19 protein-coding genes and 1 pseudogene are annotated in these 20148 nt (G+C 55.8%); 7 read left to right on the forward strand and 13 right to left on the reverse strand.

All coding sequences use genetic code 11. The annotated features are described in order from the left end of the window. Window positions 1-219 precede the first annotated feature (219 nt). The 5 genes and pseudogenes from ACR6AS_RS09160 to ACR6AS_RS09180 all read right to left on the reverse strand — a co-directional run bounded on the left by ACR6AS_RS09160 (window position 220) and on the right by ACR6AS_RS09180 (window position 5544). Window positions 220-864 carry a hypothetical protein gene (locus ACR6AS_RS09160; RefSeq protein WP_434161812.1) on the reverse strand — a complete coding sequence of 215 codons (645 nt, stop codon included), beginning with the start codon at window positions 862-864 and terminating at the stop codon, window positions 220-222. Continuing rightward, window positions 857-2236 (reverse strand): VasL domain-containing protein, encoded by a 1380-nt coding sequence (locus ACR6AS_RS09165; protein ID WP_434161813.1) that lies wholly within the window; start codon window positions 2234-2236, stop codon window positions 857-859. The genes ACR6AS_RS09160 and ACR6AS_RS09165 overlap by 8 nt, the downstream gene beginning before the upstream one ends. Window positions 2237-2397: 161 nt before the next feature. Continuing rightward, a pseudogene (tssC, locus tag ACR6AS_RS09170) lies at window positions 2398-3612 on the reverse strand (type VI secretion system contractile sheath large subunit); the annotation flags it as partial. Between the two features lie 33 nt (window positions 3613-3645). Beyond that, a complete protein-coding gene (gene tssB / locus ACR6AS_RS09175) occupies window positions 3646-4143 on the reverse strand; it encodes a type VI secretion system contractile sheath small subunit (RefSeq protein WP_111142029.1) in 498 nt (165 codons plus the stop codon). A 531-nt stretch (window positions 4144-4674) separates the two neighbouring features. After that, window positions 4675-5544 (reverse strand): helix-turn-helix domain-containing protein, encoded by an 870-nt coding sequence (locus tag ACR6AS_RS09180; protein ID WP_434161815.1) that lies wholly within the window; start codon window positions 5542-5544, stop codon window positions 4675-4677. Between the two features lie 177 nt (window positions 5545-5721). Here ACR6AS_RS09180 and ACR6AS_RS09185 point away from each other — a divergent pair, with 177 nt between their 5' ends. Beyond that, on the forward strand, window positions 5722-6621 hold the full coding sequence (locus ACR6AS_RS09185) for a DMT family transporter (protein WP_434161817.1): 900 nt from the start codon (window positions 5722-5724) through the stop codon (window positions 6619-6621). Window positions 6622-6657: 36 nt separating this feature from the next. Here ACR6AS_RS09185 and ACR6AS_RS09190 read toward each other — a convergent pair whose 3' ends face one another. Beyond that, window positions 6658-6891: a hypothetical protein gene (locus ACR6AS_RS09190; protein WP_111142270.1), complete on the reverse strand. Its 234-nt coding sequence runs from the start codon at window positions 6889-6891 to the stop codon at window positions 6658-6660. 294 nt (window positions 6892-7185) lie between these two features. Here ACR6AS_RS09190 and ACR6AS_RS09195 point away from each other — a divergent pair, with 294 nt between their 5' ends. Beyond that, on the forward strand, window positions 7186-8412 hold the full coding sequence (locus ACR6AS_RS09195; RefSeq protein WP_111141181.1) for an L-lactate MFS transporter: 1227 nt from the start codon (window positions 7186-7188) through the stop codon (window positions 8410-8412). A 34-nt stretch (window positions 8413-8446) separates the two neighbouring features. On the opposite strand, the gene ACR6AS_RS09200 is transcribed toward ACR6AS_RS09195, so the two are convergent. The 5 genes from ACR6AS_RS09200 to ACR6AS_RS09220 all read right to left on the reverse strand — a co-directional run bounded on the left by ACR6AS_RS09200 (window position 8447) and on the right by ACR6AS_RS09220 (window position 12458). Further along, entirely contained in the window at window positions 8447-9322 is an 876-nt protein-coding gene (locus tag ACR6AS_RS09200) for an SMP-30/gluconolactonase/LRE family protein (RefSeq protein ID WP_111141180.1), read from the reverse strand. A gap of 525 nt (window positions 9323-9847) precedes the next feature. Next, a complete protein-coding gene (locus tag ACR6AS_RS09205; RefSeq protein ID WP_111141179.1) occupies window positions 9848-10129 on the reverse strand; it encodes a lipoprotein in 282 nt (93 codons plus the stop codon). A 267-nt stretch (window positions 10130-10396) separates the two neighbouring features. Beyond that, entirely contained in the window at window positions 10397-11203 is an 807-nt protein-coding gene (locus tag ACR6AS_RS09210; protein ID WP_434161820.1) for a hypothetical protein, read from the reverse strand. Window positions 11204-11212: 9 nt separating this feature from the next. Then, on the reverse strand, window positions 11213-11665 hold the full coding sequence (locus ACR6AS_RS09215) for a universal stress protein (RefSeq protein ID WP_111141177.1): 453 nt from the start codon (window positions 11663-11665) through the stop codon (window positions 11213-11215). 7 nt (window positions 11666-11672) lie between these two features. Next, window positions 11673-12458, reverse strand: a complete 786-nt coding sequence (locus ACR6AS_RS09220; RefSeq protein WP_111141176.1) for an IclR family transcriptional regulator — start codon at window positions 12456-12458, stop codon at window positions 11673-11675. A gap of 149 nt (window positions 12459-12607) precedes the next feature. Between ACR6AS_RS09220 and ACR6AS_RS09225 the strand changes: the two genes are divergently transcribed. From ACR6AS_RS09225 to ypdK, 3 genes are all read left to right on the forward strand, one after another. Next, window positions 12608-14206 carry an MFS transporter gene (locus tag ACR6AS_RS09225; RefSeq protein ID WP_434161823.1) on the forward strand — a complete coding sequence of 533 codons (1599 nt, stop codon included), beginning with the start codon at window positions 12608-12610 and terminating at the stop codon, window positions 14204-14206. A gap of 2 nt (window positions 14207-14208) precedes the next feature. Beyond that, entirely contained in the window at window positions 14209-15237 is a 1029-nt protein-coding gene (locus tag ACR6AS_RS09230) for an HlyD family secretion protein (RefSeq protein WP_111141174.1), read from the forward strand. Window positions 15238-15439: 202 nt separating this feature from the next. Continuing rightward, complete coding sequence (ypdK, locus tag ACR6AS_RS09235; protein ID WP_099257831.1) at window positions 15440-15514, forward strand: membrane protein YpdK; 75 nt, start codon at window positions 15440-15442, stop codon at window positions 15512-15514. A gap of 51 nt (window positions 15515-15565) precedes the next feature. Here the strand turns inward: ypdK and alaC are convergent, their stop codons facing one another. Together alaC and ACR6AS_RS09245 are read right to left on the reverse strand one after the other, a co-directional pair. Then, window positions 15566-16798 (reverse strand): alanine transaminase, encoded by a 1233-nt coding sequence (alaC, locus tag ACR6AS_RS09240; protein ID WP_111141173.1) that lies wholly within the window; start codon window positions 16796-16798, stop codon window positions 15566-15568. A gap of 117 nt (window positions 16799-16915) precedes the next feature. Then, window positions 16916-17440, reverse strand: a complete 525-nt coding sequence (locus ACR6AS_RS09245; RefSeq protein ID WP_434161826.1) for a GNAT family N-acetyltransferase — start codon at window positions 17438-17440, stop codon at window positions 16916-16918. A 276-nt stretch (window positions 17441-17716) separates the two neighbouring features. Here ACR6AS_RS09245 and ACR6AS_RS09250 point away from each other — a divergent pair, with 276 nt between their 5' ends. Then, window positions 17717-19387 (forward strand): sensor histidine kinase, encoded by a 1671-nt coding sequence (locus ACR6AS_RS09250; protein ID WP_111141171.1) that lies wholly within the window; start codon window positions 17717-17719, stop codon window positions 19385-19387. Continuing rightward, window positions 19384-20112, forward strand: coding sequence for a LytR/AlgR family response regulator transcription factor (locus ACR6AS_RS09255; RefSeq protein ID WP_111141170.1), 729 nt, complete (start codon window positions 19384-19386; stop codon window positions 20110-20112). Before ACR6AS_RS09250 ends, ACR6AS_RS09255 begins: the two co-directional genes overlap by 4 nt. The last annotated feature ends 36 nt before the right edge of the window (window positions 20113-20148 follow it).

Here is a 20148-nt window from a genome sequence, read left to right on the forward strand (position 1 = left end):
TGCTCAAGTCATAATCAGGAATAACCGGCTTCAATCTGGCTGGATACTTCTCATCATCTTCTTGGTTCACATGACCTCCTTTTATCCATTTTTCCTTCTGAAGGACCTCAGCCCCAAAGCCTTCACCCGATGTTTGATAGCAGGGAGCGTCCTGTGGGGAAGCCTCTCCCGCACACCTGGAACACCTCTTTCAGGATATATATCCCTTAATACGCAATCCTAAACTGGCTGCCAGAGCCGGGCCTCAGTCAGCCCCATTTTTCCGGCCTGGGCAAAAATGGCCTCCCGGGTACGATCCGGCAGCAACGCTTTTATTTTATCAATCCCATTACTGTAGTGTGCCTGCATCAACACCTGTTCCCTTTCCGTCCAGGGTCTGTTTTTCCCTGTTCCAAGGTCAAATTTGACCACTGCCGCCCTCACTGCACTGACGCTTCTGCCCAGTCTGGCGGCAATCTCTTTTGTTGGCAGATTTCTGTAATGTTTTTCCAGAAATGCCTTCTCTTCACTGCTCCAGCTGCCACGACTGGTGATCCCTGCCAGGGACGCCTGCCGGAAGATAGCCTTGCGTGAACGCCCGGGCAAGAGTGACATGACATACTCTATGCCTTCTGCATAGTGGGTCCGGAGCAATGCCAGCTCCTCTTCAGACCAGGGCGGTGCCACGCCCCGGGACAGACCGTAAAGCTGAACAATCCGGGCCACCCCATTGGATGACCGGCCAATCCGCTCCCCGATTTCACGGGCAGACAGCTGACCATAATGTCGTTCCACAAACGTAATTTCGGCGACCGTCCACTGTGTCCGGTGATTACGGTGTCGCTGTGTTTTACCCACCCCGTCAGTTCCTTTTACATCACTCACGATGTTTTTCCTGCGCCAGCATATAGACTTGAGCCCGGAGGTGCTGCTCAGCCTGCTGAATCTGCTGCTGACGCTGCGGAGAGTCTTCAGGGAGCAGCTTCAACTGCCGAAGCTGTTCTTCCACCGGCACGGTCTGCCGGAAACTCGTCAGCATGCCAAAGACCTGCGATTTAAGTTCACTGACGGTGATGTATTTTCCCTTCTGACCATCAAGTGCATTCAGTTTATCGGCAAGAGCCTGAAGCTGCGTCATACCTTCATGCCAGCCGTTCGTTTTATCGACAGGAAGAACTGAGATATTAATCTGCTGTTGCCACTGCTGTATCAGGGGCTTAGCCTGTTCCGGCCACAATACCTGAACCTGTTCGATGAGTTTTCTGCTGTATGCAATATCCCAGTCAGGCGGCAACTTATCCAGTCGGGCAAGCTGCTGCTGTGTCTGTGCGATAAGGTCCTGAGGTAACGGAGTCTGCTGACGCAACATCCCCAGCTGTTCAGACGTGAGAGGTACGGGGAACGGTGCCAATGAAGCAGCAAGCTGAGTCCGCAGCGGGTCTGGCCGGTGAACATACTGCCAGCTCCACACTGTAATGATGCTTATCACCAGCATGGTACACATGCCGGCAGCGAAGGATTTCCACTTTTTAACCGGAACAGGTATTGTCGACAGCACTTCCACATTCGACTGCGGTTCCGGTTGCGCAACGTAAACCCACTTCACTGCACTCTCTGACTTATCTTCATCCGGTCCACCAGCAAAGTCTCTCGTGGATGCTGTCGCCTCATTCATCACGGTGGCGGGCAATACGATACCAGGCTGAATGCTCGACCCGGTAGTGGTTATACCATCGCTATTTTCCAGCCGAACAGCACTGTTGTGCATCAGGGTACGCAACGTATCGAGCTGACTCAGATGCTTAAGCTCCAGACGCTGCAGTACCTCTCCCAGACCTGTAAGCAGTTGCTCCGCCCGGTACAACTGGCTGAGGTCGCTGTAATTCAGCGGGAGCGAGCGCATTCGTTGCTGCAGACGCTGACTCAGACTGCTGAGAATTTCCATGCGCGCATGGACTGGCTGAGGCCACAGAGCCGCCCACTGATGGCTTATCAGGGCCTCGAGTATCGTCAGCCCTTCATTGAGCCCGAATAAACCGGCCAGCTGCGTACGCGCAAGCGTATACCAGGCTGCTGTTTGCAATTCCACGCCGTTCTGCTCAAACAGTGAGAGACAGAGTTTTTCTGCATAACGCCAGTTCACATCCGGGCGAGCCGGATGTGTCAGCTTACTCAGTTCATCACGCAGGGCGGCATAGTCCGGTAGCGAGCGCGGGTCACCGCCGGTTTTAATCTTACGTTGGGTAATGTCATTCATGACCAGTTGCCCGGATACAGCCCGAGCCCGTAGCGATATGGCTCTCCCTGACGCTGCCAGCGCTCCAGCAACAATGCATCCTGCTGCAGGGCGTGCAGGGCCTGCGCTTTCGGGGAATAGTGGTTCATCGGGATAGCCTGCCAGCGCTGAAGGTCGGCGCTGCGGCTGTTCGCGGTCGCGTCAGCCGTGTCATACAGCGCAGGTTTCTGGGCGGAGTTGGCAGAGAAAAAGCACGCGTAATCGCGGTTTTTATAGTACGACAGCGGAATGAACCCCAGGCTGGCGAACTCAAATTCACGGGTTTCCGGGATCATCACTTCAGACGGGATCTTCACCTGATTGCCGGTGCCCAGATCGTAGAGATGAATCGGCAGATCCTGAACGGCACCGCCCGCCTGCGGGCCACGGATCTGCACACACCAGCCGTTGTTGATGAAGCTGCGCACCATATTGGCCGCAAAGGCAAAGGAGGCGTTGGTCCACAGATATTTGTTGTGATCCGGGCCTTTCACCTCTTCGACGTAGTTAAAGCTGCGCACCGGAACGGTGTCCGGACCATACGGCAGACGACCCAGAACGCGCGGCATCACCAGCCCGATATAGCGGGCATCATCGGTTTCGCGGAAGGATTTCCACTTGATGTATTCGGCACGATCAAAATAGTTGCCGATATCTTTGATGGCCGCTACCTCCTCCATGGAATCTTTCAGGAAGAATGCCGGGCCTGCAGAGCCGATAAATGGCATATGCGCTGCAGCGGACACTTTCGAAATATTGCGTAGCAGGGTCACATCCTGTGCCGACGCATCAAATTCGTATGCCGAGATCAGAGCAGCAATCGGTTCACCGCCCGGCGTGTCATACTCATCGATATAAGTCTGCTTATAGAGCCCGCTCTGAATGATTTCCGGGCTGTCCTCGAAGTCCTGACGCAGCGCCTCTTTGGACATATCCAGCAGTTCGATTTTTACGTTCTGACGGAAATCTGTTTTGTCGACCAGTGACTTTACGCCGCGCCACAAACTTTCTACCGCCTGAAAAGTTTCATGATGCATTACGGCATCGAGCTGACGACTGATCTGGTAATCCAGTTCGGCGATATGCTGGTCAATCAGGTTTTTATCGAGTTTTTCGACCTTAGAGCCTGATTTAGTCAGGCATTCGAGAAAGACCTGCATACCGGCCGTGATTCGTTCATCTGCGGTGGCATCCGACATGGCCTGTGCGTCCTGCCAGATATCCAGCGCACTCAGCTCTGAAACCGGGTTCAGGTTAATTTTTTCAAACAGAGAGGCATAAACCCCACCCGCAGCAGGACGCTCAGTCACCGCATAGTCGCCACCCGTGGCGTTCTCATTTTGTACAGACATCAACATCTTCCTTATTAATCCATTAATTCATCGCGAAAGTTATGGCTGCTGAGGGGCCAGCGCGGAGAGTTCGGCCCGGAGTTCTGCGCTTAAGGCCGGATCGAGCAGGATTTTTTCCAGCTCCTTGCGAAAGGCCTGGTTATCCAGCAGGTTGGCCTTGAGATCACGCAGCAGATTGCGCATGGAGAGCATCGCCTTAAGCTGAGGTATCTGCCGGGAGATCTGTTCCGGAGAAAAATCCCTGATGCTGCGGAATGTCAGACTGATGTTTTCTTCACTGCCGTCACCCGCGAGTGTATTTTTAACGGTAAGGTTCACTTTTGGGGAATATTCGGAAAGAACAGAATCAAAATTATTTTTATCTAAATTAACCTTTTTCCTCTCCGATAATTGTGAAGCATCCTGCCCATTACTGAAATCACCTGCAACCAGTAATTTAAGAGGAAGTTCTGTTTTCTTACCTGCGCCTCCCGTATGAAGATCAAGCTTTAAATTAATACGTGCTTTTGGCACTTCGTTCTGGAAACTTTCAGCCATTTCATCGTCCTTTTCTTATCGCCATAGATATTTTCAGCCCTGGGCTCTCTGCACGCGATAATAGAATAAAGATCGACGAAAGATCAAACATACAGACCATTAAACTTCAATAAGAATTTTCTCAAGCGTTTTATGCCACGGAAGAAAGGAGAAAAGTTCTGCTATATTAGCTAATTGAACTGTTCTATATCTATCAGGCAAACATTTATGTCGGGATTGATAAATTAAACAACAGATGGGTGATAAAAAATAATTAAATTGATCCAGATTAATGATTTAAATCCAGAGTCAACCATGACTGATTTTTTTAACACTTATATTACGGAATATACAATCAGGTAATCTGTTTTACCCTTACCGGGTTGATGCTGTCAGATGAGAGGATGATTAACAGCAATCAGAAGCAGGTAAGAAGAGTCAGAAACGAGGCCTGACGGCAGAGCCTTTTATTGACGCTCCCGGCATTCATGCTTTCCGCTCAGGCCTGAGGCTGTACGCAGAAAGAAAAAACCGTTACGCAGGACAGAATGCTTAGCTGAGTGCCCGGCGACAGGCAGAGGGTGTGGTTCCATACACCTGGCGAAAACGGTGACTGAAGTGGGCTGACGAGTGAAAACCACACTGTAAGGCGATGGCGGTCAGGGTCAGGTCGGGCCGTTCAAGCAGCATCCGGGCACGATCCATACGGCGTCGCATCACAAACTGGTGCGGTGCTTCGCCGGTAGTGTGACGGAACATACGGGCAAAGTGAAACTCACTCAGCGCCGCTTCGTGCGCCAGCACGGAGAGTGTTAAAGGCTGGTCGAGATGGGCATCGATAAAGTCGAGCACCCGGCGTAATACCACCGGCGCCAGCCCTCCCCGCACCGGAGGCAGCTGCCAGTTCACTTCACTGTAGTGCTGTAGCAGATGGGTCAGCAGCAGCGTGGAGGCGCTGCTCAGCATTAACTGACTGGCGGGCTGCTGCCAGTCACTGCTTAACAGAAAGTGCCGATAGAGCTGGGTGATGCGATCGTCCGTAGAAAAGATTTTCTCATCCAGCGTTAACTGCGCCGGACTGCGATCCCAGACCCGTTCGGCCATCTGTCGCAGATAGGCCTCGCTGCAGTAGAGATGCACAAAGGCGAGATCGGCGCGCAGATCCCAGGTAGATTCTGTACCGGCGGGCATCAGGCAGAAACGATCCGGCGCGCCACCGTTGCGCCAGCCATGCGGTGTTTTGTGCCAGGCGTCGTAACCGCCCGCCACATAGAGGCTCAGCGTATGGTGATCGCTGTGGTTGGTTACGCGGTCGCCGCTGTTAAACCAGGCTGCCAGCTGAATACCGCTCTGAAGCTGCACCTGATCACGCAGTTGGGCTTTGTGGCGCTGCAGCATGTCAAAGGTCTGGTATCGGCTCATCGGCGTGTCAGTTCAGATTAAACAGGGTGCCAGTTTACGGGTTGCGCTCGCCAGAAAACAGACCGTAGCGGAACAGAGGGTAAAAATGCGCAAGATTTTGCAAAACCGGCGCAACCCGTTGCAAGCGCAGAGGCGGCTTCAGGGGCAAAATCAGTGTTTTATGGAGGAGACCTGGCGATGAACCTGTTTTTGTATCTCTCTGTCGTGCTGATCTGGGGAACGACCTGGATTGCGATCTACGCGCAACAGTCTGCGGGCATCGGCGCGGTTACCGTCGCGGTGTTCTGGCGTTTTTTGCTGGCTTCGCTGGTGATGCTAGTGCTGCTTAAACTGATAAAGCGCCTTCACACGCTGACGCTGCAGGACCATCTTTTCTGTCTGTTGCAGGGCTGCTGCGTCTTTGGTTTTAATTTTGTCTGTTTTTATTACGCTTCAGGCTATATCAGCAGTGGCCTGGAATCGGTCATTTTTTCGATGGCCGTGATGTATAACGCCATCAACGGCTGGCTGTTCTTCCGTCAGCGCCCTTCCGTACGCCTGATCCCGGCCATCGTACTGGGGATGACCGGCATCGTTGCGCTGTTCTGGCACGATTTGCGCAATACGGAAGCCTCGGCCGGACTGATGTGGGGCATCGGTCTGAGTGCGCTGGGCACGCTGGGCTTCTCCTTCGGCAATATGATCAGCCAGCGGCATCAGCGGTTACAACGCGATGTGCTGACCACCAACAGTTACGGCATGTTGTACGGTGCGCTGATCATGGCACTGGTTTCGCTGTTGCAGGGCGTTTCACTGCAACCGACCTGGAATACGCAGTGGCTGGGGGCGTTAACTTATCTGGCTATCGTAGGATCGGTGGTCGGTTTCGGGGCCTACTTCACACTGGTGGGACGGATTGGCGCCAGTCGGGCAGCCTATACGACGGTTCTGTTTCCGCTGGTGGCGCTGGCACTCTCTACCCGTTACGAAGGATATGAATGGCATGCCAGCGCCATCCCTGGCCTTGTCATGATTCTGCTGGGCAATATCGTGATGTTTGCCCGCTGGCCGTCAAGCCGTCGCCGGGTCACCGTCTGACAAGAGAGTGGGCGGTGGCCCGCATCCGGAGAGGCACTATGCCCACTGCTGCTGAAGAAGTTGTTGTGGTTGATTGATCGCCTTACGGGCGATCCAGTAGAGCAGAACACGCTCATCATCGCTGTCGCGATCGGCCATCGACAGCAGTTTCAATGCCAGCGTCGATTTGGTCACAGGCTGTTGTTCTGTACTCAGTTCAATCACGGCCTGACCGATGATGCAGCAAACTTCATCCTCACTGGTGGTGGATTCATATGTCCGGTCTTTCATATTTCCTCCTGTTAAGTGAACTATTAGCCTGGCAAATAATCCGCAAACCTGCACACCTAACCGACGCGCTGAAACATTATCTTACGGGTGGTTACGCTTCCTGATTAAGCTGCCTTTTTGGTTACTTTTCACGCAGCACCGCCGTGCCGCGATTTACGACGCAATGCCATTCATACCCGATGAAAGGCATTTCATTCCCCGATCCGTTCCGTTCATACCTTTGCCGCCTGCCCGCGCACGCGACTGCTTTATGCTGACCGCAGTTTCCAGATTCCCGGATGGGAGAGATAAATGATGAACCAGACTCAGCAGGTTTCTTACCAGCGTTCACGCTGGCTGACATTATTCGGCACCGTCATCACTCAGTTCGCACTGGGGTCAGTTTATACATGGAGTTTGTTCAACGGCCAGCTGTCGCAGAAGCTGGATGCACCCATCAGTCAGGTTGCTTTTTCGTTTGGCCTGCTGAGTCTGGGTCTGGCTATTGCCTCGTCGCTGGCCGGTAAATTGCAGGAGCGGTTTGGGGTACGCCGCGTGACGATTGGCGCCGGGATCCTGATGGCAATGGGATTCTGGCTTACGTCGCAGGCGGATAACCTGATGATGCTCTATTTCAGCGCCGGTCTGCTGGTCGGTCTGGCCGATGGCGCGGGCTATCTGATGACGCTCTCTAACTGTGTGAAGTGGTTCCCGGAACGCAAAGGGATGATCTCCGCCTGCGCCATTGGCGCGTATGGTCTGGGCAGCCTGGGCTTCAAATTTATCTGCGGGGCCCTGCTGGCGACGATCGGTCTGGAGCAGACTTTTATGATCTGGGGCGTGATAGCGATGTCGATGATCATCCTGGGTGCGCTGCTGATGCGTGACGCGCCCGTTCAGGAAAAAAGTTCCCGTCATCAGGGACAACAGCCTGCGCGGGATTACACACTGGCCCAGTCCGTCCGTATGCCGCAGTACTGGATGCTGGCGCTGATGTTTCTGACCGCCTGCATGAGCGGGCTCTACGTTATCGGTGTCGCCAAAGATATCGGCGAAGGTCTGGTGCATCTTTCGACTCAGAGTGCCGCCAGCGCCGTCACCGTGATAGCGATCGCTAACCTGAGCGGCCGTCTGGTGCTTGGAGTGCTGTCTGACAGAATGCTGCGTATCCGGGTTATCTCGCTGGCGCAGATCGTCTCACTGATCGGCATGAGCGTGCTGCTCTTTACCCGGATGAACGAGGTGACTTTTTTCCTCTCGCTCGCCTGTGTCGCCTTCAGCTTTGGCGGAACCATCACGGTGTTCCCGTCGCTGGTCAGTGACTTTTTCGGTCTCAACAATCTGACCAAAAACTACGGTCTGCTCTATCTGGGATTTGGTATCGGCAGCGTGCTGGGTTCCCTGGTCGCCTCGCTGTCTGGCGGTTTCACCGTCACCTTCAGCCTGATCATGACGCTGCTGGTTATCTCCCTGTTCCTGTCACTCACCATCCGCTTACCACAGAGTTCCGTCACGACGGCGCCGGTTCTGCAACGTCATTAAACAGCGCGGGCCGCCTTACGTGGCCCGCTTCTCTCTAACCGCGAAACAGCGGCTCTGCCATACCTGCGACAGCGACCTCCGCCGCAAAAATATCGCCGGAGTGTGGATAGCGCGCCAGCTCCTCTACCGTGCGATCTTCCCGCGAACTGGTGATAAACAGCGTTTTCAGATCGGCACCGCCAAAAGCCACCATCGTTGGCCACTTCACCGGCAGCAGGATCTCATCGACGATCTCTCCACGTTGAGGATCGATACGCACCACGCGCCCGCCATCGAACTGTGCTGACCAGTAGAAACCTTCGCTATCCACCGCTGCGCCATCCGGTAAGCCGCCTTTGGCGTCGAAACGGCGGAACAGCGTGCGCTCACCCGGTTCGCCCTGTTCATCTAACGGATAGCGGTAGAGCGCCGCATTCGGCGTGTCGCTGTGATACATCCAGCGCCGGTCAGGCGAAAAGGCCAGTCCGTTGGAGATTTTAATGTCGCGCGCTTTCACCTCCAGCCTGAGGTCGGGTGTTACGCGGCACAGCAGCCCACCATTTTTATCCTGTGGTTCCCACAGGCTGCCGCACCAGAAATTGCCCCACGGATCGACGCGGCCATCGTTAAAGCGGCTCTGCGCGGCCTCACCAGGGTTGTCTGCAATCTTTTTCTCCGGTTTACCCTGCGCATCCAGCAGCCAGACACCACTACGCAGAGCGGCGATCAGCCCTCCCTGCTCACGCAGACCGATGCAGCCCACATGCTCCGCCTGCGGAAAGGTTTGCAGCTCGCCACTGACCGGGTCAAACCGGTGAATGGCGGGTGCCAGAATATCGACACACCACAGCACCTGTTCCCTGACCGACCAGAGCGGACATTCGCCCAGCTCTGCCTGCAAAGCCAGTCTATGTTTCACGTCGTGCGCCATGTTTCTCTCCTGTTGAACTGACATGCTAATAATGTAGTTGTAAAAACTTTCAGAGGAAGATTATTTTCGCTTGATTTTGAGACTATTCTCTCTGATAGTATTTATTATTCAGCCCATTCTGATTCTCTTATTTCGATCCGCTGCAAAAATCCGCATTCTGAAATATTTCGTCATATCTGATTAAATAACTCTACAAAGCCTGCATCTTTACTCCACTTTTTCAGCGTAGTGTTGTCCTCATGGGAAAAGAGGAGAAGAATTCCTATGAAGAGATTGATAAAAGTCGCTTCGGTCATTGCGCTGATGACGTTATTAAGCGGATGTATCATCACTCCCAGACATGATAACGGCTGGCACCGCGGAGGTGGCGGCGGGTATCACGGAGGCTACTATGGAGGCTACTATGGAGGCTATCACGGTGGGTATCATGGCGGTCACCATCGCCACTGACGGGCAAAGATGTCACACAGCATAAAATAAAAGAAACACACTTTAAGGGCGGGATAATTATCCCGCCCGATTTATTTAACTTTTCAACGCATAATTACACTGGAACCACGCTTTCTGTAGTCCCGGAATATGACTTTCCTGCGCTGGCAGCGCCTCGACTTTATCGAATCCTTTATTACTGCAGTAATTCGCCAGATCGATATCCATCGCATCACGATTGACCTTGAGCGGATCAAAACGATACTGCACAGTATTTGAGGTCGGATCTTCATCAACACGTTCAAATGCCCCGGGTTTGCTGGCAGTACAGCCTGTCAGCAATATCAGCGCTACCGCGCCGGTAATGAGTTTTTTCATCAGATTGTCCTCACGTTGCCGCGCAGTTTAAGACGCAGCCTGTCACGCATCCATAGGATAAATGCGCGAAAAAACGAAAAATTACGAAGCTTTTACCGATTAATTCAATACGATTAAATGGCTTTTACTATCGTGTCAGGCATGACAGTATGCACTCAGACGATACGAAAAGTGCACCACACCAGGAAATGCCAATAATAAGACTCTGCCTCTCTCTCTTCCCTGCCCGCGCTTAGCGGGCTTTTTTTCGCCCGCTATCGCTGCCGGTTACTGGCCAGTCACTGCAATCATTCTACGTAACAGGTTTGCGGCGCGCTTGTCAGGTAATGCCAGAATCGCACTGTAGAGGTCAATTGACATGGCACACAGCGATGAGCGATCCACGGCGGTGTCAGCAGGCATATTCAGCTGCTGCAGCCTGTCGCCCCACTTCTGATAAAGCTGGCCTGTGATCTGTTGCAGATCGGCCTGCGCCTGCGTTTTATCCAGTGGCTGCTCCGGCGGCGGGCTGTTCAGCAGCAGCTGCTCCATCGCTTCCGCCTCTCTGCGGTTCAGAGCCGGTGACAGCGTGGTCTGCAGATTAATGCCCCCGCTCACCTGCGGATAGAGATAGCGGAAGCAAAGGCCCGGATCGATCTGGTTCAGCGCCTGCATCTCTTCGACCGAGACGCTGATGTAATGAACAACGGCGGCATCTGTACCGCGCATCAGCCGCTGATTGATCACCTCAATCAGCCAGCCCCGCAGCTCGCCCGTGGCCTTATCCGCCGGTTCTCCGGCGCGGATACGTCGCGTGAGCTCCTGAGTCAGCAGCAGCCAGAGCGTTGGTTCCTGCGTCTGCAGCACCCGGAAGCCGGGCATCGCTGACAGCTGGCTGACCGCCTGCTCACGCTGAGCGGCCTGTCTCTGTTGCGGCGCAACCCAGCTGAACCAGAGCAGATTCGCCACGATCAGCGGCAGCAGGAAGATGAGCAGCCCCTGCCAGAGACGCAGCCGGGTAGTTTTGATCAACACAATGACGATCAGTGCCAGCAGCGCAAACGCCGCCAGCGTCATAACAGGCAGTAAGTTCATGCTGCGGAGTTAATCCTTACGCACGTCAATCAGCACGGGACAGTGAGCGCGTTCGATAACCGACGCGCTGACCGAGCCTTTTAACAGCCGGTTGAACGAGGAGAGATGGCGTCGGCCCATGATAATCATACTGGCCTTGAGCTGTTGCGACTGCGCGACGATGGTATCGGCCGCTTCGCCAGCCAGAATCATGCCACGCGCATCGATACCCGCGCGCAGCAGCGGTGCAAGGGCATGGCGTACCGCCATCTCAGCCGTATTCTGCTCATCCTGTGCCGCCACAAAATCAGTGGGATCTTCACCCGCATCGATCTCCATCGGCTGATTGCAGGCGGAGTAGGCAGGATCGACACAGCAGAGCACTACGACCCCGGCGCGATGCGCCAGCGCTTCTTCAATCGTTAACGCGACCACTTTTTCGGCGATCGGAGAGTGGTCAATGGCCATCAGCAGAGTTTTCATCAGGGGCTTATCCTTCAATCGCGGCGACTTTGCCGATTTCACGCACCAGCGCCTCTTTGCACTTCAGCATCTCGTCACGAAAACGCGCTTCATGACGCAGAAAACGAGCAGAGGGCACCAGCAAAGAGACAGAAAAACGTCCAAACAGCGTATCCAGCGCAAACGCCATAGTCGAGATACCTTCCAGCGTTTCACCGCGATCCACGGCGATACCGGTTTCGCGCACCTCCCTGATCAATTCCAGCAACTGCGGCAGCGTTTTTACCGTCATATCGGTTAACTCCTGCCAGGCGTCGCCAACGATCGTCTGCACATCTTTTTCGCACTCCAGCGCCAGTAATGCCCGGCCACCGGAGGTGCTGTAGAGCGGCAGATTGAGGCCCATATGCGGCACCACCCGCAGTTCACGCGACGCCACCACATGATGGATTATCGCCAGCTGGCTGCCGCTGGCGCGTGCCAGTGAGACGGTTTCGTTGGTGTCAGAGGAGAGTTTTTCCAGCAGCGGGCTGACCAGATCAACCACATCGGTATGAACGCTGGAGATGAGTTTTAACAGCGCCGGTCCCAGGCGCAGGCCGCCCGCACCGGTGCTGCGCACCAGTTCTGCGCTGTCGAGCGCAGCGACAATACGCTGAACCGTTGAGCGGGGCAGCGCGACCGCCTGGGCGATCTCACCCAGACTCATGCCGCCCGGCTGTTCGCCGAGGGCATTAAGAATTTTTGCCGCACGGGCAATGACCTGAATACCGCCCGATTTTTCATCCTCACGGCTGGAGGGTTGATGTGCCATAGCGTCGTCCTGTTTGAGCTGCCTTACTGTAGCGCGAATGGCGCACGTTTTACACCCTGTACCACATTGCAATACAGCATACCGGGATGTAATATTACGCGCTGTATCACATTGCAGTACACTGCATCATAATAACGAGATCGCCTGCCATGACTACCCAGCCTGCGCCTGCGCCGGCCCCCCATCCTTTTACACTGCGACTGGCACTCGGTCTGATTGGCGTGCTTATCGCCGCACTGACCTCCGGGCTGAACGATCGCGTCAGTGATATTGCCCTGTCCGATATCCGTGCCGCTATTGGCCTCGGTTACGATCAGGGTAGCTGGATTATTTCCGGTTATCAGGCGGCCGAAGTCGCCGCCATGATGATCGCGCCCTGGTTTGCCGTCACCCTGTCGCTGCGGCGTTTTACGCTCGGCGTCTCGGCGGGCTTTATGCTGACCGGTTTGCTGCTGCCGCTGGTGCCGGATCCCACGCTGTTTATCAGCCTGCGCGTTCTGCAGGGGCTGTTTGGCGGTGCCTTACCGCCGATGCTGATGACCGTCGCCCTGCGCTTTCTGCCGCCGCCGTTTAAGCTGTTTGGTCTGGCGGGCTATGCCCTTACTGCCACGTTCGGCCCCAACATGGCAGCTTCGCTGGCGTCGTTATGGACCGATCATGTCAGCTGGATGATGGTGTTCTGGCAGGTGGTGCCCGGCATGCTGATTGCGATGCTGCTGATCGGCTGGGGCGTACCTCAGGATCCGCTGCGGCCGGAACGTTTTCAGCAGATCGATCTGTTTGGCATGGTCACCGGCTGCAGCAGTGTGGCGCTGCTGGTTCTGGTGCTGACGCAGGGCGAACGCCTTGACTGGCTCAATTCGCCACTGATTGCTGGCATGCTGCTGACCGCACTGCCGCTGCTGCTGGTCTTCCTGATCAATGAGTGGTATCACCCACTGCCGCTGTTCAGACTGCAGATGCTCCGCCGCCCCAATCTGGCGCACGGCCTGCTGGGGCTGGCCTGCGTACTGATCCTCGGGCTTTCCGGTTCCGCGCTGCCGTCAGTCTATTTTGCGCAGGTCAGCGGTTTCCGTCCGCTTGAGTTTGCTCCGCTGGCGCTGACGGTCGGTCTGCCACAGTTGCTGATTGCACCGCTGATTGCCGCCCTGCTCACTATCCGCTGGATTGACTGCCGCTGGGTACTGACGGCGGGCGTCGGTCTGCTGGTGACCGCCTGCCTGCTCGGCTCGCAGATCACCAGTGAGTGGGCGCGGCAGAATTTCTGGCTGCCACAGATTTTGCAGGCGTTCGGACAGCCGATGATTATTCTGCCGATACTGATGAGCGCCACCAGCGTGGTCGCGCCACCCGAAGGTCCCTTTGCCTCGGCGATGTTTAATACCGTGCGCGGTTTTTCCAGCATCGCCGCCTCCACGCTGGTTGAGGTCTTTCTTTCACACCGTGAGCAGTTTCACTCCAGTGTCCTGCTCAGTCAGGCGGCCGATCGCAGCTGGCTGATGACCGCGCCGGTGGCCGGTCAGGCCAGCCGAAGCCTGCCGCTGCTGCCGGATGGCAGCATCAGCAACGGCGAAAATCTCAGCGGCTTTGCCACCCTGGTGAGACACCAGGCGACGGTGCTCGGCCTGAGCGACAGCTGGCTGATGCTGATCGGCTTCGCCGCCTGCCTGTTAATGCTGACCGCCATCCTGCCTAAACGGGTCTGGCCGCCGCAGACGTTGATTCAAAACCCCCTCCGGAATAAATAAATATGCGTGCTTTCGAAATGAGAAGAACCCTGCTGCTGAGCCTGATGCTGCTGGTGTTACTGGCCGTGGCCTTTGTGGTCTGGTCACTGATGAGCGGCAACGATCATCGAACCAATGACGCTTACGTCAACGCCGACTACACCCTGGTCGCACCCAGGGTATCGGGTTATGTCAGCCGCGTTGAGGTGCAGGATAACCAGCCGGTCAGGGCGGGCCAGCTGCTGGCCACGCTCGACGATCGCGATTACCGGGTGGCGCTGGAGAGTGCCGAAGCCGATCTGCAGGTGAGTCAGGCAAAGCTGCTGAGCAGCCAGGCGCAGCTGGAACAGCAGCAGTCAGTCATCGATCAGCAGAAAGCCAGCGTGGCGGCGAGCCAGGCGTCCGCGCAGTATGCCGGGCAGAGCGCCGATCGCTACAACCGTCTCTATAAGAGCGGCACGGTAGCTGCCGACGACCAGCAGAAAGCCAGCTCAAACCAGCGTTCCGCGCTGGCGGCCGTACAGCAGAGTCAGGCGGCGCTGGCGTCGGCCATGAAACAGGTGGGGGTGCTCCAGGCTGCGGTACGTTCAGCGGAGGCGGATGTCGCGGCGGCGAAAGCCAGCGTCGATCAGGCCAGGCTGAATCTCTCCTATACCCGGATTACCGCGCCGGTGGATGGGATGGTCGGTCAGCGCGCGGTGCGCACCGGCGCCTATGTTTCAGCCGGCACCCGCCTGCTGGCGGTGGTGCCCCTGCAGCAGACTTATATTACGGCTAACTATCTTGAGACGCAGCTACGCGATGTGCGTCCGGGTCAGCCGGTCAGCGTGCGGATCGATGCCCTGCCGGGTCTGACCTTTACCGGCCATGTCGACAGCATCGCCCCGGCGACGGGTGCAACTTTTTCTGCCATCGCACCCGATAACGCCACGGGCAACTACACTAAAGTCGTTCAGCGTCTGCCGGTGAAAATTGTGCTGGATAGTGACCAACAGCATCTGGCCCAGTTACGTGTCGGCATGTCGGCGATCCCCGAAATTGACGTGAAATAGAATTGTGAGCAATATCTCAGAACGGACCTATTTCATTTGGTCCGGATTCCGCGTAAATTAGCGCTCGATCCTGTTCTGAGTTATTCAGATCAACCCGGAAGAGAGTAAGCCATACAGAATAATGGTGACCTCGATTCCCTGTCTGTTCGCGTTGCACTGGTCTGGGATCGCCATCATCGTAACCGCTCAGAGGAGTTGCTTTGTGAAATATGCCTTGATGGGAATATCATTTTTCGCGTTACTTTGGTTCGGAACCTTCGTTCTGCTGCTGAAGTAATGGCGCGACAGTGCCGCTACGGGGCGACCTCTGAGTCGCCCCTGCTAGCTGTTACTCCGCCTCTTCTGTTTTCAGACTGCCTGGCAGGACACCGTCGGCACGAAACATCGCCTTAATCCCCCGTACCGCCTGACGAATGCGATCGCTGTTTTCGATTAGCGCAAAACGTACGTGTGTATCGCCATAGTCGCCAAAGCCGATGCCGGGTGAGACACAGACTTTCGCATCCTGCAGCAGCTTTTTGGCAAATTCCAGCGATCCCAGCTGCGCATAGTGGTCGGGAATTTTTGCCCAGACGTACATGGATGCTTTCGGATTCTCCACCATCCAGCCCGCCTCATGCAGGCCCTTCACCAGCACATCGCGCCGCCGTTTATACTGCTCTGCAATATCGCGCACGCACTGCTGATCCCCCTCCAGCGCCGCAATTGCTGCCACCTGCAGCGGTGTGAAGGTGCCGTAGTCGTGATAACTTTTGATCCGCGCCAGCGCGGCGACCAGCTCTTTGTTGCCGACCATGAAACCGATGCGCCAGCCCGCCATGTTGTAGCTTTTTGACAGCGTGAAGAACTCGACGGCAACGTCGCGTGCGCCTGGCACCTGCATGATCGACGGCGCTTTCCAGCCATCGTAGACGATGTCAGCGTAGGCCAGATCGTGAACAACCAGCACGTTGTACTGTTTCGCCAGCGCGATAACCCGTTCGAAAAAGTCCAGCTCCACGCACTGCGCCGTTGGGTTAGAGGGGAAACCCAGGATCATCATTTTTGGCTTGGGGTAGCTCTCGCGAATGGCGCGTTCCAGCTCGTTGAAGAAGTCGACGCCCGCCACCAGCGGCACCGAGCGCACCTGCGCCCCGGCGATCACCGCACCGTAGATATGAATCGGATAGCTGGGGTTCGGCACCAGCACGGTATCCCCGTGATCCAGCGTCGCCAGCATCAGGTGCGCCAGTCCCTCTTTGGAGCCGATGGTGACAATCGCCTCAGATTCGGGATCAATCTCCACCTGATAACGTTCAGCGTACCAGCGCGATATCGCCCGACGCAGACGCGGAATGCCGCGTGAAGTGGAGTAGCCGTGGGTATCGTCACGCTGTGCCACCTGACATAACTTTTCGACGATGTGCGGCGGTGTGGCCCCATCCGGGTTGCCCATCGAAAAATCGATAATATCTTCGCCGCGCCGGCGCGCAGCCATCTTCAGTTCAGCGGTGATGTTGAAAACGTAAGGGGGTAAACGTTCAATACGCGAGAAACGACGGGGTGTGCTGTTATCAGCCATGATGACCTCTGGATTACGTAAGCGCCCGGACCGTCCGAGCGACGCGGGTCACGGTGGTGACCCGTTACGAACATAACGTGCTGAGGATCATTTTGTCGAGCGTGGGGGAAAATATTTTTATTGTTGCGGATTCAGTCGTCCCAGCAGCCAATCGTTCACCCAGCAGCCGTTCAGCAGATAATTATCCCGTAGTACTCCCTCAAGCTGAAAGCCGTTCTTCTCCAGAATACGCCGTGAGGCCCCGTTTCCTTCGATGACCATTGCGGTGAGTTTGTGGAATTCGGCGTCGAACAGAAACTGGCAGAGCGCGGCCAGCGCCTCACTGCCATATCCCTGGCCGCAGTAGCGATGCAGCAGCATGTAGCCGATCTCCGCCTGGCGGTGCGGCTCCCATTCCGGGCTGCAGCCAAACAGGCCAATCGGCTCGCCGTTGTCGCGACGCCGCGCCACCAGACAGAGCATATGAAAACTGCCCGGCTGCCAGGGGGCCAGACGCTCAGTGAAACGCTGACGGATATCCGCTTCGTCCGGAATGTCGCTGACCCAGGTCATGGTGTCGCGATCTTCGTGTACGGCGCGGAACAGTTGCCAGTCTTCCGGCTGCAGTTTACTCAGGGTGAGTCTGGGGGTAACAAGTTGCATGTGCGGCTCCCGATGGACGCGATTTCCAGCAGTCGCTGAAATGCGTTATCGCGCAACATAGCAAAACGCGATCGCAGCGACCAGTCCCGGAGGGGGAAAAACAGTTCCCCTTATGCTGACTCAACTTTTCCCCTTTTTAACCGGATGGTGCCAGAATTGATCTGGAACAGCCTCTGACGGCATGCGTTGTCAGGACGCTAGCGGTTCCCGATCACATTTTTTATCATAGAGAGACTTTCCATTGCCGACGAGGCGCCCGTGTCCTCCCACTTTACGATGTTACTGGCAGTGTTTGATCGCGCCGCCCTGATGCTGATCTGCCTGTTTTTTCTGACGCGTACCCGTTCGTTTCGCCAGCTGCTGCAGAAGGATGAACATACCCGCGCGGAGAAAATCGCGGTTACCGTTATCTTTTCTCTGTTTGCGCTGTTCAGTACCTGGTCGGGTGTGAATGTCGATGGCTCGCTGCTGAATGTGCGGGTGATCGCCGTGATGGCTGGCGGCATCCTGTTTGGTCCCTGGGTCGGCATCGCAACCGGCATGATTGCCGGCGTGCACCGTTTCCTGATCGACATTCACGGCGTGACCTCCGTGCCCTGCCTGATTACCAGCGTCATTGCCGGGATCGTTGCGGGCGGCATCAACCGCCGGGTGTTAAAAGAGCATCGCTGGCGCGCCGGAATCCTCGGCGGCATGCTGTGCGAAGCCCTGACGATGGTGCTGATCGTGCTGTGGGCGCGCCCCACCTCACTCGGGCTGGCGATCGTATCGGAGATCGCCCTGCCGATGATCCTCGGCGCCTCCAGCATCGGGATTATCGTGCTGCTGGTGCAGAGCGTGGAGGGTGAAAAAGAGGCGATCGCTGCCCGTCAGGCCAAGCTGGCCCTGGAGATCGCCAACAAAACCCTGCCGCTGTTCCGGCAGGTCAACAGCGACTCGCTGCGCAACGTCTGTGACATTATCCGGCGGGAGATTAAGGCTGATGCCGTCGCAATGACCGATAAAAAGCAGATTCTGGCCTATGTCGGCTACGGTGAACACAACTATCAGCACGGGGATGATGGCATCAGCCCCACCACGGCACAGTCGATCGCCAGCGGTAAGATTATTATCAAAAACAACGATGAAGCGCACCGCACCAAAGATATCCATTCGATGATCGTGATCCCGCTCTGGGAGAAAGGCAAGGTGACCGGCACGCTGAAAATCTACTATCGCCGCGCTCACCGGATCACCGGTTCGCTGAAGGAGATGGCGATCGGCTTGTCGCAAATCATCTCCACTCAGCTTGAGGTCTCCCGCGCGGAGCAGCTGCGCGAGATGGCCAATAAAGCGGAACTGCGCGCGCTGCAAAGCAAAATAAATCCCCATTTTTTGTTCAACGCGCTGAATGCTATCTCCTCCTCTATCCGCCTCAATCCTGATACTGCCCGCCAGCTGGTCATTAACCTGTCGCGCTATCTGCGTTACAACCTGGAGCTGAATGACGACGAGCTGATCGACATCCGCAAGGAGCTCTGGCAGGTCAAAGATTACATCGCTATTGAGCAGGCACGGTTTGGCGACAAGCTGACGATGATCTATGACGTTGATGACGATCTGCACTTTCTTCTGCCGAGCCTGCTGATCCAGCCGCTGGTGGAGAACGCCATCGTGCACGGCATCCAGCCCTGTAAGGGTAAAGGCGTGGTGACGCTGAGCGTGAGGGATCTGGGCGATCGGGTGCGGATCGCGGTGCGGGATACCGGCCAGGGCATCAGCGATGATGTGATGGCGCGGGTGGCGCGCAACGAGATGCCCGGCAATAAAATCGGCCTGCTCAACGTTCATCACCGGGTTAAACTGCTGTCGGGCCAGGGATTACAGATCGAGCGTCATCAGCCAGGCACAGAGATAGCCTTTACGCTCAGCAAGAACGGCCAGCGCCTGGCGGAGAATCTGTTATGAAAGCCATTATTGTGGAAGATGAATTTCTGGCCCAGCAGGAGCTGAGCTGGATGATCCAGCATCACAGCAACATTGAGATTGCGGCCTGTTTCGACGACGGCCTCGACGTGCTGAAGTATCTGCAGCAGCATCGGGTTGATGTGATTTTCCTCGACATCAACATCCCCTCACTGGATGGGATGCTGCTGGCGAAGAATATCCATCAGTTTGCGCATAAGCCGCTGATTGTCTTTATCACCGCGTGGAAAGAGCATGCCGTGGAGGCGTTTGAGCTGGAGGCGTTTGATTACATACTCAAACCCTATCAGGAGTCGCGGATCGTCACCATGCTGAACAAACTGGAGGCCACGGCTCAGGCGCAGCAGGCGGTCAATCCGCTTCACGCCGCCTCCGCGCCGCAGACGGTGAACCTGATTAAGGATGAGCGGATTATCGTTACTGACGTGAATGATATCTACTACGTGGAAGCGCATGAAAAGCTGACGTTTGTCTATACCCGGCGCGAATCTTACGTGATGTCGATGAACATCACCGAGTTCTGCTCACGCCTGCCGGAACAGCAGTTTTTCCGCTGCCACCGCTCCTTCTGCGTCAGCCTCAGCAAGATTCGCGAAATCGAACCCTGGTTTAATAATACCTATCTGCTGAAGCTGCGCGATCTGGAGTTTCAGGTGCCCGTCAGCCGCAGTAAGGTGAAGCAGTTCCGACAGCTGATGCGTCTGTAGACCTGGTCAGGCAGGAGAGAGAATAATAAGGGTGGC

This window comes from Pantoea phosphatilytica, assembly GCF_051025615.1.
Classification (GTDB): Bacteria; Pseudomonadota; Gammaproteobacteria; order Enterobacterales; family Enterobacteriaceae; genus Pantoea.